General features: G+C 29.6%; 11 protein-coding genes and 1 tRNA gene. 3 read left to right on the forward strand and 9 right to left on the reverse strand.

What is annotated here, in order from left to right; genetic code table 11:
- The first annotated feature begins 6 nt into the window (after positions 1-6).
- From ribB to V5J73_RS08635, 3 genes are all read left to right on the forward strand, one after another.
- Positions 7-1140, forward strand: coding sequence for a 3,4-dihydroxy-2-butanone-4-phosphate synthase (gene ribB / locus V5J73_RS08625; RefSeq protein ID WP_338645024.1), 1134 nt, complete (start codon positions 7-9; stop codon positions 1138-1140).
- Between the two features lie 166 nt (positions 1141-1306).
- Positions 1307-1391 (forward strand) — tRNA-Ser (locus V5J73_RS08630).
- A 133-nt stretch (positions 1392-1524) separates the two neighbouring features.
- Positions 1525-2685: a tyrosine-type recombinase/integrase gene (locus V5J73_RS08635; RefSeq protein WP_338645025.1), complete on the forward strand. Its 1161-nt coding sequence runs from the start codon at positions 1525-1527 to the stop codon at positions 2683-2685.
- Between the two features lie 506 nt (positions 2686-3191).
- On the opposite strand, the gene V5J73_RS08640 is transcribed toward V5J73_RS08635, so the two are convergent.
- From V5J73_RS08640 to V5J73_RS08680, 9 genes are all read right to left on the reverse strand, one after another.
- Entirely contained in the window at positions 3192-4262 is a 1071-nt protein-coding gene (locus V5J73_RS08640) for a hypothetical protein (RefSeq protein WP_338645027.1), read from the reverse strand.
- Positions 4263-4570: 308 nt separating this feature from the next.
- Positions 4571-5218 carry a hypothetical protein gene (locus V5J73_RS08645; protein ID WP_338645029.1) on the reverse strand — a complete coding sequence of 216 codons (648 nt, stop codon included), beginning with the start codon at positions 5216-5218 and terminating at the stop codon, positions 4571-4573.
- Positions 5218-5913 carry a hypothetical protein gene (locus V5J73_RS08650; protein ID WP_338645031.1) on the reverse strand — a complete coding sequence of 232 codons (696 nt, stop codon included), beginning with the start codon at positions 5911-5913 and terminating at the stop codon, positions 5218-5220. The genes V5J73_RS08645 and V5J73_RS08650 overlap by 1 nt, the downstream gene beginning before the upstream one ends.
- Positions 5910-8522, reverse strand: coding sequence for a sensor histidine kinase (locus V5J73_RS08655; protein ID WP_338645033.1), 2613 nt, complete (start codon positions 8520-8522; stop codon positions 5910-5912). The genes V5J73_RS08650 and V5J73_RS08655 overlap by 4 nt, the downstream gene beginning before the upstream one ends.
- Positions 8522-9748, reverse strand: a complete 1227-nt coding sequence (locus V5J73_RS08660) for a DNA cytosine methyltransferase (protein WP_338645035.1) — start codon at positions 9746-9748, stop codon at positions 8522-8524. The genes V5J73_RS08655 and V5J73_RS08660 overlap by 1 nt, the downstream gene beginning before the upstream one ends.
- Position 9749: 1 nt before the next feature.
- Complete coding sequence (locus tag V5J73_RS08665) at positions 9750-9959, reverse strand: helix-turn-helix transcriptional regulator (RefSeq protein WP_338645037.1); 210 nt, start codon at positions 9957-9959, stop codon at positions 9750-9752.
- Positions 9960-10094: 135 nt separating this feature from the next.
- Entirely contained in the window at positions 10095-12458 is a 2364-nt protein-coding gene (locus V5J73_RS08670) for a DUF2357 domain-containing protein (RefSeq protein WP_338645039.1), read from the reverse strand.
- Between the two features lie 6 nt (positions 12459-12464).
- Positions 12465-14465, reverse strand: coding sequence for an McrB family protein (locus V5J73_RS08675; RefSeq protein WP_338645041.1), 2001 nt, complete (start codon positions 14463-14465; stop codon positions 12465-12467).
- A gap of 10 nt (positions 14466-14475) precedes the next feature.
- Entirely contained in the window at positions 14476-15690 is a 1215-nt protein-coding gene (locus V5J73_RS08680) for a DNA cytosine methyltransferase (RefSeq protein WP_338645043.1), read from the reverse strand.
- Positions 15691-15698 lie beyond the last annotated feature (8 nt).

Genomic DNA, 15698 nt, shown 5'->3' on the forward strand with positions numbered 1-15698 from the left:
ACACAAATGCTTACAAATAACATACAACTCAATACCATTGAAGAAGCGATTGAAGACATTCGCCAAGGAAAAATAATCATAGTTGTTGACGATGAAGATCGCGAGAATGAAGGAGATTTTTTGGCTGCAGCCGAAAAAGTGACACCTGAAATGATCAATTTCATGGCTACACATGGTAGAGGATTGATTTGCGCGCCACTTACAGAAAGCCGATGCAAAGAATTGGGATTGCATGTCATGGTAAGCAATAATACTGATCCTATGGAAACTGCTTTTACGGTTTCAGTAGATTTAAGAGGCAACGGAGTAACAACAGGAATTTCAGCAGCGGACAGGGCTAAGACTATCTTATCTTTAGTTGATGCAAAAACTAAACCACATGATTTAGCACGCCCAGGCCATATTTTTCCCCTTATTGCTAAACAAGGTGGCGTACTAAGAAGAACAGGCCATACCGAGGCTGCAATTGATTTTGCAAGATTAGCTGGATTTAAATCCGCAGGTGTAATTGTAGAAATCATGAACGAAGATGGTTCTATGGCGCGATTACCACAATTGGTGGAAGTGGCTAAAAAATTCGACTTAAAATTAGTTTCCATCGAAGCTTTAGTGGCATATAGAATGCAACACGATAGTTTGATTGTTAAAAAAGAAGATTTTGATATAGAGACTCGTTTTGGAACTTTTAGACTAAGAGCCTACCAACAAACGACCAACAAACAAATACATATTGCTTTAACAAAAGGAACTTGGAATTTAGGGGAATCCATTCTGACAAGAATTAATTCCTCACAAGTAAATAACGATTTATTAGGTACATTGACTAACAATGCGGACCAACAACTGGATGATATGTTCCGCGTAATAAATGAGGCTGGAAAAGGAGCTGTTATTTTTATCAATCAGGACATGCAATCGGTAAATTTATTGAATCGCATCGCTGAACTCAAGTTATTGCAAAGCGAAGGCGTAATGAAAGCACCAAAAATAATTATAGATAGTAAAGATTTTGGTATCGGAGCACAAATATTACACGATATTGACATTTCAAAAATAAGATTAGTGTCTAATACTGAAGGTACAAAACGTGTCGGAATGATTGGATATGGACTAGAAATAACAGAATATGTCAAGTATTAAATTTATTTTTCATTTTTTTTGAAAATAAATTGAATCTAAAGCATAGAAAATGAAACCTTTAAAAATGAGTCTAAAAAATAGATGCTTTTTTTCTAAAAATAGATTTGCATAACCAAAAAAGGTTCTTATATTTGCACTCGCAATCAGATAATGAAAGCGACATACTGGAGAAATGGCAGAGCGGTCGAATGCGGCAGTCTTGAAAACTGTTGACTGTAACAGGTCCGGGGGTTCGAATCCCTCTTTCTCCGCAGAATTCGGGAAGATTAGTAAAATAAGGTCTTCCCGTTTTTTTTTATTTAAAAGTGAACAAAAAGTGAACAGAAATGTTCTTTAGATTGATTTAATGTCCCCGCAAGCATTTTAATTTTAAAACAAATTAAAATGAAATCAATTTACACGATTCCTAAGGTTGTCAAATATGATGACCTATCAAAACCTTGGTTTGTCTATTTCAGATACAATAAGGTACTTTTCCGTTATAAATACGGTATCAATTACATTGACAACTACAAAAAAAGAGAGATCGAAGCTAATTTGCTTCGAGATGCTTTGTATCAAAAACTAAGAGAGGGTTGGAATCCACAAATACCTGATCCAATTCAACAACAAAGCAATCTAACCTTTATTGAAGCACTTGATTTTGCTTTAGAAAAGAAAACTCCTAATATTGGAAAAAAGACAATTTCGGGCTACCAAGGCACAATTAACTTCATTAAAGTATCGACTGCACTCGTCGGCTTAAACAAACTACCTATTGTAGAAACCAAACGAGCTCATATCAAGTTAATCATGGAAAAAGCAAAGGAAGAGCGTAATTGGACTAATAATGCCTTCAATAAGCATCTAAATCATTTAAAGGCAATTCTAAGCGAGTTAATTCAATGGGATATTATAGAAAGTAATCCAGCACATAAAATTAATAATTTAGAGGTCTCTGAAAGTAATGCTAATAACCCTGCCTCTATTCAAGAAATTGAAATAATTAAAACAGAACTTGAGACAAAACATCTTGAATTTTATTCTTTTTTAATAACTATTTTTCATACTGGAATAAGACCCGAAGAAATTTTAAAAATCAAGTTGGAAATGGTTAATTTGAAAAAATCAGAAATCATTCTTCCTGCTGAAATCACAAAAACTAAAAGAAAACGAATTGTACCGATCAATCAATTCTTAATGGTATATTACAAAAAAATGAATTTTGAACTTTTACCAAAAGATTATTATTTATTTGGAAGCTTTAGAGAACCTGGCAAAGGTAACATTGGCAAACATAAAGACTTCATCCCCGGCCCTACTCACATAAATAGAGATACTGCGACTAAGCGTTGGGAAAAAATTGTAAAGAAAGGTTTAGGGATACAAATGAATATGTATGCTCTTAAACATCATGGAGCAAATATGAAGATACTAGCTGGCTTAGAATTAGACAGCTTAAGAGAATTATATGGTCATACTTCAAAATTGATGACGGAAAAGTATGCAAAAGTGGTAAAAGAAGTTTATCGAAAAAATATTTTAGAAAATTCACCTGAATTTTAAATGTTTGATTTATTTTTCAAATAATTCATTTGAAACTTGAATTCAATTAAGATAAAATGAAAGGTGATCATCAACCAAATTACCCTTGCAAACGAGTTGAAAAAAGATTAGCATTAGCATCTAAGCCTATTGTTCTTTACTAATGGTGCTAGTCTTTTTACAGCGTTGTTATACGAGTGGCAAATAAAATTTAAAAAGATTTTTTTACCACCGAACGAAAAAATACATTCCAAATATTGGCAATGAAATTAGTGAAATAAAGCAAACAAATATTTGAGTATAAAAATACGTGGACTAAACGAGAATTTTATGCAAATCAACGAGATAATGATTATATTTTAAATTTTCATTTTCAATTATTTAACACAGCTTGGGGAAAAAAATTAGTGGTGCAAGTTGCGAAGCGTAAGTGTTTTTTTGTTTCAAAAACTGTGACAGTAATTTTTTTTGGAGCGTTGGCAAGGAGTGGCAATTGTATACTAAAATGTCTACCTTAAATCATTTAGTTAATTGTCTAGTATATCATCAGGTTTGTTGATTAATGGATCTAACCAATCTGCTTTGTCATTTGCCCAATTTATCCATTCTTGTGTTTCTTGGTCTAGAGTATTTTCGTTTTGTGCTTTCTCTTTTTTTGCATCAATGTATTTCCTAATTATAAGCGATTTATTGTATTGTTCCGATAATTTTAAGAGATTATTGAATTTCTCGACCTCTTCATTTCTTCGTTGTTTTATTTCTTCCTTCTTTTTTAATTCTGCTTCATAGTTTAAGTGCCAAATACGATTTCTTTCTTTCTGGATTTTTTCTTCAGCTGAATATATTTCAAGTTTAGCCAATATTTTTGGTAGCATTTCTTCAACTTTGGTTTTGCCATCACGCCATTCTCTTACACGCGAATATTTGCCCATTTTAAAAATAAACTCACCAATTGGTTCTAATTCTGTTCCACTATACGGAGCTTTTGCAGGAACTCTTCTTGACGCTTCTCTTAAGTCAATTTCAATGAAAACAGTATCAATTAAAACCCCTTCACTACCATATTCTTTACTCCAAGTATGACCTCTATACCGCAATAATTTTGTAAAAGCATCCATAAAAAGTAATGCTCGTTTTTTACAATCATTTCCAACTCTTACAGGATAGACAATTCTATTATCCTCACGATAAGAATTGAATTTTATTTTACCTTTCCAATAATCCTTTGTTTGAATAGTTAGTATATCTGGCTTTGTTATAGTTTCCGGAACTGTTATAGGTGAATTGGGATCATTTTCAATTTCTTTGGCTCTTATTGTTAATGGAGTTTGGTCAACATTGATAGTGTTTCCTTCTACTCGTAATGTCATAACAATTTTATCAATACCTCCAAAAATAGGACTTAGTTTCTCTATTTTAACTTTTTTATTGTATTTGAGTTTTAGCCAAAAACCATTTTGCGGCATAGGAATTTCAAATTTTTTACAGATTTTTTTTAACCCTTCATTTGAAATCGCATACTGCTGTATCAATTTTGAAATTGGTGTAGACCAAACCAAATCATACAATTGCTTTCTTGATAGTTCAATTGTTTCCATATAAAATAACTCTTTAAAAATTACAATTAAAGATAATATATGTTACTTGAAAAACGAAATTAGCGAAATGAGGCAAACAAATATGTGAGTTTAGGAATACTTGGACTAAACGAGGATTTTGTGCAGATGAATGAGATAATGATTATGTTTTAAATTTTCATTTTCAATTATTTAACATAGCTTGGGACAAAAAATTACTAGCACGAGTTGCTAAGCGTTTGTGCTTCTTCTAAAAACGATACAATTGATTTTTATAAAGTATTGTCAAGGAGCGGTAACAGAAATATAAATACTAAAAATTATAGTATTTAGTAAAGAACCATATCATTTTTCATATTAAATAATAAATCGGCTAAGTTCCTATTATCCTCTTCAATTATTGCCTTGTTAATTCTTTTATTCAAAAGTAAGTTTATATAATCTTTTAAGAAAATAAAACCTTGAGATTCGTCCTTAAAGTATTCTAATAAGCCTAAAGTAATAGTTTCATTAATTGCATTTTTGAAGAGTTCTATTGTATCTAATGTAATTCCTTCATTTGCAAGTTTTTTATCATTTTCAATTTCTTCTATCTCTGTTGGCAATGGACCAAATCCTATTGCTTTATTTGTTTTAGCAATGCGAAAAGAACTTTTTATTAAGCTAGCAGAATCACAAGCAAGCAAGAATAAATTTTGAGTTTTAAAAATTCCCATTTCATTTTTCTTTACTAATGCTTGTTTTGTAAAATTGCCAAGTAATTCACCGCCATATATTTGATTATCTTGTCCATGTCCAAAGAATAATATTGTGCTATTTTCTGGCAATTCTGCAATAAAATTTAGACAATTAGTATATGATTCAGTATAAGGATGAACTTCAATCAAATTAAACTTAATTGAGTTAGATTTCAAAATTTCTACAATTTCAAATAGAAATTTAGTTGACGGATCAATTGAAATTATAATTGTGACCATTAATCTTTGAATTTATTTAATTCAATTAAATGAGCTATAGTAAGTTCTACCAAATTTCTTTGAAAATCTATCCCATTTGGTAAATCTTTATCTATTTCATGTGCAATGTCTGATAATTGTTTTCCTTTAAATTTAGGATAAACATTATTAAAAACTAAATCAGGATATTTTTCTAAATAACCAATTAAATGCTTTGAATAGTTATATTTCTCTTTTGGTTTAATAAAAAGTGAAAAAAGTTCATTTGCTAAATTGTTGCGATCAATAAAATCATCTATTTTCAATTTAACTAACTTCTTAATTTTATCTGGAGAATTAAGTTCAACTACTAGCTTATCTTGTTCAGCAGAATATAAACAGAACTGAGCAAAACGTAACCTATATTTTTGTGAGTTACTTTGGTTTTTAATCCATGAAAGTAGTTGATAACCGTCTAATTTATCATCAGAGTAATCATAGTCCGAAGCGACAATATCAAAATTTTCTTGAGAGTAGTTTTCAATGATGAAATCTTTGATTTTATTTATATCCAATACTACTTTTTGGTTTTCATCTCGCTTTTTAAACTTTTCGTCATTTAAATTTAAAAAAGTTTCATCAAGATCAAAACCGACTCCCTTTAGTTTCTTTCGAAGATTTTCAATTTGTGAATCAATTTTATTATCATCGATATATAGTAGTCTAGTTACACTCATATTGTATTAAAAATAAGTTTGAAAGATGCCCCAGCTAATTTTAAATTATTACCTAAAAATTCAATATCACAATTCATATCATTTAAAAGATTTTTAGTATAAAATAATCCAATTCCAGAACCTCCCATTCCAGTAGTTGGGGTATCTCTAACAGAAAGTTCAAAAATTCGATTTTGGTTATTTAAAAATTTATTTGATAAACCATCACCATCATCTGAAAAAATCAATTCTAGTTGTTTATCATTAATGTTGTTAAACTCAATCAGAATATTTTTAGCATCCCATTTGATGGAATTACTTATTAAGTTATCGAGTACTATCGATAAATTTAGAACACTAATATTTTTATTTAGATGGGAGTTATTTACAAGATAATTGAAAGATATTTTGTCAGAAAATGTTTCGCCATATAGAGTAATATATTCCTTGATATATTTAACAATATCAACATCTTTTTTTTCAATATCTTCCTTCAAGTCAGATCTTGTTACAAATTCTGCCATTTTTAAAGATCTTTCCGCGCTAATTTTTAAAAAACCTAATTTTTTAATTAAATCAGATATATCATAATCATCTTCAGTTAAATCATCTATAATATTTTCAATACCATCTCTTATTTCAATGTTATTAATTTTTATTGTATGTATTAATCCATCGGCATCAGGACTTAATGTTCTCCTAGTAGCAAGAAGATACAAATTCTTTTCTCTTTCAATCGACAAATCAATTTCTGCTTTAACCGCTTTCTCTTTAAATTCTTTTGCAGTATTTTCAGCACTTTGCTTTTGATTTTTTAAATTGTCTAATTCGTATTGTAGTTTTTTAATTAAAAGGGTTTGCTCTTCAACTGTTTTTTTATAATTCTGTAATTCTAATATTGCTTTTGTTGTTGCCTCATTTGTTGAATATTTAGAAAACTCCTTAAGTTGTTTTTCTAATTCAGCATTTTGTTCAGCTTTTCGTAGAAGAATTCTATTTAATATTTCGGAGTCAATTTTTTTGTTCTCGAAGTCGTCTATTAATTGTTGAAACTCTTTTTCGGACTTTTCTCTCTCCTCTTCTATCTTCTGAGTTATTAAATTTTCATTTATATATAACTCAATAACATCATCAATCTTTGCTGAGATTATTGAATGAATTGCATTATATACTCTTCTTTGCTTAACATTGAGCTCTTCTCTGTAAATTAATTCAGATTCTTTAATATTTCCTTCTACAATTTTTTGCTCTAATTCTTTAAGAAGCTTTGCTTCTTCTTTGTTTTGCCCGTCATAAATAGCACTATCCCAATTAAGTCCATCAACAACATATTTCTCTAATCTTCGATGGCTTTTAAAATAAAAACTTTCATTTCTATCTTTTGAGGTTAATTTTAAATAATTTTCATTTTTAACAATTCCTTCTCTACTAGAGATAATTTGAAAATCATTATTTTCATCGTTTAATTCAAGGTGACCAATTAAATCTCTAGATCCTAAATATCTACTATGACCCTGAGCTTTCCTTTGGTCTAAAGCTAGCCAATCATCACCGCCATCACCATAAGGAGGTATTCTAAAACCATTTATGAATAAGAATACAGAACCATAATTCACAGATTGAATTCCAGTTTGCCTTGTGAAAAATGCCTTTGCATAAGGATTAAGATAGTAAATCTTTAATTTAGCATCTTTGATGAATGGATAAAATGGATTTTTTTCTTTTAACCAAAAAATAGTATCTCCTTTATCTTTTAATTCAGTATAAATTATTGTACCATTTTCTCGTGTTTCTGATTCTATACTTGTAGATTTAAAATCAAGTTCTTCGAAAATTCTATTTTCAATTTTACCTATAAATTTTTCATATCCATTTCTTAAATCATTTTCTATTTTAAACTCAGGAGTATCTAGGTATATTCCAAAATCATCATTTTGAAATGCCTGATTTGGATTTATAAGTTTTTCTAAATATTTTTTAAGATCAACAAATTTTTCAGTATCCCATTTTATTATATTTTCATTTTTATCCCTTATTGGATAAGCCCAAGAACTTCTAAGTTTAATTATTTCTAATAGTACACCATTTTCAAAAGCTTCTAAACCACTATTTATAATTTCATTTTTTGATAAATATTCAAATTTTAGTGGAATAGATTGTATTTCTTTTTTATCATCCTCTATTTCAAATAATTTCCAATCTATTGTAAGTTTAATATATTGCTCATTTTTTTTTGTTTTAGCATATAAATTTAGATATTCACCAAGACGGTCGCAAGAAAATCGCCCAACACCCTTGGCACCAGCCATTCTTCGGTTATGTTGAGTTTTATTAGACTTTTTTTCTGAAAAGGCTATATTCAACCACTTATCTTGAATATCTCCTAAATCCATCCCTAATCCATCATCTTGAATAATTAATCTAGATGTTTTCTCTGAAAAAGAAGACACTATTTGGTCATCATTATTCTTTAAGTTTATGTACTTTACATTAACTGTTTTTGCATCGGCATCAAAAGAATTTTTTACTAGTTCTAGAATAGCAATATTGTCATCATTGATAAGGTCTTTACCAATGATACTCTTGAGTTGAACATTGGTTTTAAAATGTAATTCTTTAGGATTCTCCATTAAATTATAGTATTTAGTACAAGTCCTGCTTGTTCCCCAAATAGTGGTGGAATGGCATTTCCGATTTGTGAATATCGAGGTACTTCTTGTGTTCTTCTCATACCACCTGTAGTGTATTTGCCTTTAAATTCATACCAATCGTTAAACGATTGAATACGAGCATATTCACGTACTGTAAATATTCTTGGCTCACAATAATGGATGTAATCGTCTGGCAAAGTTGTTATTGTTGGAGTTGGAGTACTTCCGGATAATGGTATAATAGTTCTTTTTTTAAGATTGAATCTTTCTTTAATATCATCTGACAAAGTTTTATTTTTAGCTGCGTTTTCAAGTATATATTCAAATTTCTCAACTGTTAAAGCACTATGTTTAGCAAACCTATGACTGTCTGGTATCGTTTCTGAATAATCTCCTTTTAATAATTTTTGATAATTTGATTGTGGTTTATTGTATAAACCAGCCATAAATGAACTTGTATCTGGCGACATTGTTTCATTAATTCTTAATAAATCAGAAATTGCATCTTCTAAGCTATTTGTTAAACCAATACCCTTATTGATTAGGAATTTTTCTCTTTCATTTCTGATAGAATCAAAAAATGCAATTGGATTAGTTTTGTTTGCAATATCTTTTCTAATTCCAACTAATATAAAACGTGTTCTTTTTTGAGGCACACCAAATTCTGAAAAATCAATTAATCTTCCTTCAACTTTATATCCTAAATATTTACCATCAGCTGGAGTGTATTGTAGTGCACTTTTTACATACTCAGAATACACTTTACCTTGAATTTTATTTTTGTCAAATTTTTGAGTAAAGCCCTTTACATTTTCAAAAAATATAACCTTTGGCTGTACTAAGCGGATAAAATTTATATATGATTTTATTAACTTATTTCTAGAATCGTTTTCAATTCTTTTGCCTGCTGTTGAAAATCCTTGGCAAGGTGGTCCACCAACAACCATATCAATTTTCCCTCTCAAAGCTAGTAGCTCATTAGGATAATTTTTTATAATTTCATTTATGTCGTGATTATTTTTAGGCAACCAATCTGGCCAATTGAAATGTTTTCTGTTTTCAATTAAATTATGATTAAATGTTTCAAAAGCATCAGGGCTTTTTTCAATTGCAAATAAACCTTTCCATAAACCAGTATTATATAGACCTAGTGAAAGGCCACCACAACCCGCAAAAAGATCAATGTATGTTTTCTTTTCACTCATGTTAACTATCTGATTTATTAGTTGGATAAAGTAAATCTCTAATATCTAATTTAAGAACATCTGCAATTTTTAGTAAATTTTCTAGAGAAGGTTGACGAGCATTAGTACACCATTGCGAAATAGTTGATTCATCTTTACCTATTTTTTCTGCTAACCACTTATTTTTTTTTCTGGTTTCAGCAAGAGCAACTTTGATTCTGTTGATTTCCACAATACCTAATTTATTTGTGTTTTACGCAAATATATTAACTTATGTCGAATAAATATTGCACAATAACAAAATATTCAATCGATAAAATTATTTTTTATAATCTTTTTTTGTAGTAGAATAGATTAGAGCACTATTCTATAAATTTTTATTTTTTTTATTCATTAACTCAGTAAGTGTTACTGTAAAAGGTAAACCCACTTTTGAATAAATATTTTTTTCTGTTTTTTGAATTTCAATATATCTATCCAATTCTTTAAAATTAAAGCTAACATCTTTGAATTCAGGCGTTATTACTTTTTCAATTTCGATTGATAGATAATACTCTTTTGGATTGCTAGATAAAGGATAATTTAAAGAATCTAAATGAACATTAGAAAATACTTTTGGACCTTTACTTTTGATCTCATACAAATCGGAAGCAAATTCTTCACCATTTCTTCTTAACAACAGATACTTAGCATTTACGACTTCATTGTTTAATTCTAAAGAACCTTTTTCTTCATCCATGCGGAAAATGTATTTTCCATTTTCTTCATACCATTTGAATCTTTGTGGAGTTATTGAATATCCTACTAATACGAAAGTATCGCTTGGAATCAGTTTCTTACCATTAAGATATTCTGGTAATGGTTCATGGAGATAGTTGTTATCTTCTTTAGGTTCTTTATAGATTAAATGTGCTTTATTTGAAATGTTCTCCCGTTGTGAAGCTCTATCCACCAGATGATTAATTACTAAATCAATAAAATTTGACAATTCATTTATTCCATTGTTGAATTCTGTTGGATTGATTGCAAAAGCTCCTAAACCTGGTATTATTTCGTGAAAACCTCTTATTTCTTTTTTTACTGTACCAGGATATAACACATAAGCACCTCCAGTTCTTCTGATAGCATCTTTATAGGCATGCATTTTTAATAAATCAGCATTTTTAAAATTTCCTTTACGCTCATTATTTTCTTCCTCCTCTAATATATCAGAATCAATTTTAGTGTTGTAATCAAATTGAATTACTTTGTACTTAGCATCAAAATGAATATGCACAATTAATTCATCTCTTTCTGCATCCTTTTCTCTTAAAAGTGCTGGCCAAACTGAAAGTGTATAATCTGGTCGAAGTGTTGTTGTGTAACTACCCGCAACTTCTTGTGAATATTTTGTTCCCCCTTTAAACGAACGATTGTATGAAAATTTAACTTTTAATTTTCTACTTCCAGCGTCAAAATCTCCATATAATGCCGTATGTATACCTTGTTTTACCATTACATTTAAACCATCTTTTGTTGGTTCAAGCAAATGGTCGTATGCTTTTTCTTCGTGTTCTACATTATTTAACTTAAACTTTTCTTTAAACAAATCGTGCAATGTGAAAAATAGCCAATATTCATATAACGTAGCAATATCTCTTTTACCTGCCTTATATACATCATCGCCACCTTTCCAAACTAGTTTTGCAGCTAGATCATATTGTAACCAAGCACTTAAAATTTCACGATATCCACTTTTTCTTTGCAATACCGGACTGTTTAATTTTAGTGACGTAGGTCTTGAAATATCTTGAAAAAATGACATACTTAAATAGCTGTCTAATTGAGTTACTAAACTAGTAGCTTCAATTGCTGGCCGAGTATAGTTCTTTGCTTTAAAATATTGTTGACAATCTTCAGAAAAACGTAAAAAAACCTCTAAAGCATGTTTTATAAAACGGTTTTCAGGAGTGTCTATATGTTCAATTTTTCTGAAACTATTTATTTTTAATGGAACAGAATGTATGCCTAAAGTATATAACGGATGTGTTGTTTCTAAAGGAATTCTATTCGAACCTGATAATAACTGTTTTGTAGCTGCATTAGTAAAGCGTTTTATCTTCCTAACATCTGTAACCTCTTGTTCAACATTCCAATTCGTCTTGGGATTTGCCATTATTTTTTGAATAGCTTCCTCAAAATCTTTGTTTTGAATGATGGCATTTATAAAACTGAATCGTTGGTAAATGGTTTCGTTATCTCTTGAAAAGTCTGTTTCAAAATTTTGTTCTACCGGAGAATTGATTTGCATTAAAAGTTCGGTACATTTATCGGTTATGTCTTTCAACATAAAACGGTAGTTTTCACGGTAACTTTTATCGAGTTTGGTATCAAACTTTGTTGCTAATACTTCTAATGTTATTTTAAATTCTTTATCAGGTTGTGTACTATCTGCAATTAATAACGAAAGTGTTCCAACATAGATATTTGGCACAATCCTGCCCGCTGAAAGTTCACTTGTTCGTTTTGTTATAATACCATTATACGAACAATTTAATCTAAAATCTTTATCTGAAATAGTATAATCATAGCTATTCCCTTCTAATATTTGATGCTGACTTTCCCCATTTTCTTTTGCTTCTTCCTCTGCTAATAGATATAATTTTGATGAATTTTCAGGATATACAAATAGCGTAACGTTTTTATTAAAAACATCATAAGGAATAGGAATATGTAATTCTTTTACTTCCATGAAATACTAAGCTTCTGCATAACTTGTAAAACCATTAGCTAGTACATTTTTATACATTCTAATTAGTTTTTCAAATGAAATATCAAATTTTACCTCTATGCCATCAAAGTCATTTTTGAGATGATTTTCAAAATTTTTAATAAATCCTTCTTTTTGATTATCCTCGATACAAAGAGCTGCTAAAGCGATTAACACTTTTACCAATTTACTTCTAGAACCATGCAGTTTTGGCAATAGCTTTTGCATAATTGCTATATCTATACATACATTGTTTTGGATTGTAGGTTCTAGTGTTTTTAATTTTGCTACAAGTTGCATTATTTCACTTGCTGTACGGTAACCAAATTCAGCTCCCACTTTTTTAAGTTCAGAGAAAAATAGACTTAACTTATTTGTTAGTTCCTCATTTTTATCTGTATTTGATATCGCTGCTATAGCTAAGAAATTCTCTGCCATGTTTGCTCCTTGTTTTGATAGTTTTGATAAATCAGGAATGCCTGGGTTATTTAAAAAGGCAGCAATTTCTAATTCAGTTATTCTAAATTCAATTACGTTAGCTCTATCTAATACTTTTGGACTAAACATGTATGTAGTTTCATCAATGTTAACGGTACCGATAATAAATACATTTTTTGGCCAACCTATTTGTTGTGTAATATCTAATCCATCTGTACATAAACGATTACTTCCTGTATATAATTTTACGGTATCTTTAGATTCCATTATACTTAAAAAGTCAGCAAAATAACGTTCTACATGACTTAAATTCATTTCGTCCAAAATGATAAAATAAGGTTTTCTTTGATTTTGGTTTTTTGAAGCTTCCAATAACAAATGTAGTACGCCACTGTCAGGAGTAATATATTCCATTGGATTTAAACCATTTGGATAACCCAATAGCGGTTCACGATTTGTCCAATCGGCTCCAACCGGGACTATTTTATATTGTGAATCGTTCTCACTAATCCATTCCACAAAGCATTGTGCTATTTTTGTTTTACCTGAACCGGATAGACCACTACAAATAACAAATGGTTTAGCACAAAGTGAAGCTATAAAGCGATTGACTAGTTGAGAGGAAAAAATCAGGCCTGATTCAATTGCCTTATCCTGAAATGAATTTAAATTGAAGTCTATTTGAGGTATTTCCTTTTCAGTTTGATTTAAAACTAATTTGTAATATTGTGAATTCTCATCATATTCAATTTTATACTTTTTATTAGAATAGTCAATAGTAAATTGATTAAACGAAATAAAAAACGGACTATTTTCGTACTCAGGAAACCCCCATTGAGTTGTAAAATAAATATATTTTTGGTCAAGTATTTTAATGTTTTCTGGGAAATACCTTAATGTATTTGATGTTTTTAAACTCTCTTCTGATTGAGCTTCATCAAATGAACCTAATATTGGATGCGTTTTAAAGTATTCAGGGAAGAGGTATGCTTCGTATTTTGTTTCAGCTAATTTTCTTTTTGCAATTGCTGATTTCTCAATTAAGAATTCATCTCCAAATTCTTTGTAAAGAAATTTAAAAACATCAAAAAGGAATTCTCGAATTTTATTTGACTTAATCAATTCTACATTCTCAATTGGCACTTGGTCAATAACAACCTCATGATTTTTCCCATTTAAAAGAGCTTTATAGCCATTATAAAACACCGATCCTTTTGGTATTAATTCAAATTCATATGATGCTAAATTAATTGGTCTAAATACAATTACATCATCAACTACTGCATTTAATTTATCTTTTAAGAAGCTTTTAAGTTCACCATCAATACGTGCCTCACTTCCAGCTGAATAAAGTCTTGTTTTGATTATTTCTCCGTTGAGAGTATGAAAAGGCGAATTATTGTCTTTTTCCTTGAATTTAAAACTTATTGACCTATCAACGTCTTTATTGCTAAAACTAAATTTGAATAATATATTTGATGGTTCTGTTGGGAAAGCAATCTGTTTTCCATCTCTCAAATCTTGAGTAAAAATGTTTCTTATGTATATCATAATAATTTAGTTATAATTCAAGTTTGTCAAAAGACTCATATACTGATTCTGCTATTTTCATAGCCATTATTGCAGGCACTGCATTACCAACTTGCATATAAGTTTCTTGTTGATTTCCAATAAACTCAAAATCATCTGGGAAAGATTGAATTCTAGCGGCCTCCCTAACAGATAATGTTCTGTCTTCTGTTGGGTGTATATACATATAACCATCCATTCCTATGTGAGCAAGAACAGTCCAAGATGGATTTGCTTCTACTAGCCTTTTTAATCTATCTTTAAATATATCTTCTCTAAAAGGTAATATTTTTCTAATATCAGGTGGTAAGTCCATATAAATGCACCCTTGATGCATATGTGAAAAAACAATTTTCGCTCTTTCATTTGTTAATCTACAAATATTATTTTTTACAGTTTTTTTCGTGCCTGCACGCATCATTTTTTGATATTGATCTAAACCCTTGCTTTTGCTGTATTCCACTTCAGAAACTCGCCAATTGTCTGTTATTTTAGGTAAATCCGAAATAGCACTTTTAACTGTAACATGTTTTTCTAACTTTTCAATATCAATAACAGTTTCATTAGGATTGATATTAAATTTACCATCCTTATACCAATGAGTTATATCTGGGTATTTAAAGTACATTCCTTTCAAATATCCCACAAGAATCATTCTTCTTCTATTTTGAGGAACTCCATAATTAACACTATTTAGAACTTTTACTTCACTAACTAAATCATATTCTGGTAAATCTCTTTTTATTATTTCTTTTACAGCATTAAAAGTAGCTCCTTTATATTTAGTTAAAAATTGGGGCACATTTTCCATAACAAACATTTTTGGTCGGAAATAATCGACATATCCAAAAAAATCTAAAAACAAATCATTTCTTGGATCATTAGTTATATCCTTGTCGTCATGTGATTTATAAACGGATTGAATTTTAGCATGTCCAATCGTACTGAATGTAGGACAAGGAGGACCTCCAATTATTAAATCAACTTTTTGCCCATTTAAAAATTTTTCAAAATCTTCTGGTGGAACTTTACGAATATCTTCACAAATTGAAACTGAATTTTTAAAATTATGCTTATGTGTCTCAATTGCTGATGGTTTATTATCTATACCTCCTATGCATTTAAATTTTCCTGTCATTTCAAAACCTTTTGCAAAACCACCTGCACCACAAAATAAATCTATGAAATTAATTGTATCTTTCTTCATTCTTGAAT

The sequence above is a fragment of the Flavobacterium sp. KS-LB2 genome, assembly GCF_036895565.1.
Taxonomy (GTDB): domain Bacteria; phylum Bacteroidota; class Bacteroidia; order Flavobacteriales; family Flavobacteriaceae; genus Flavobacterium.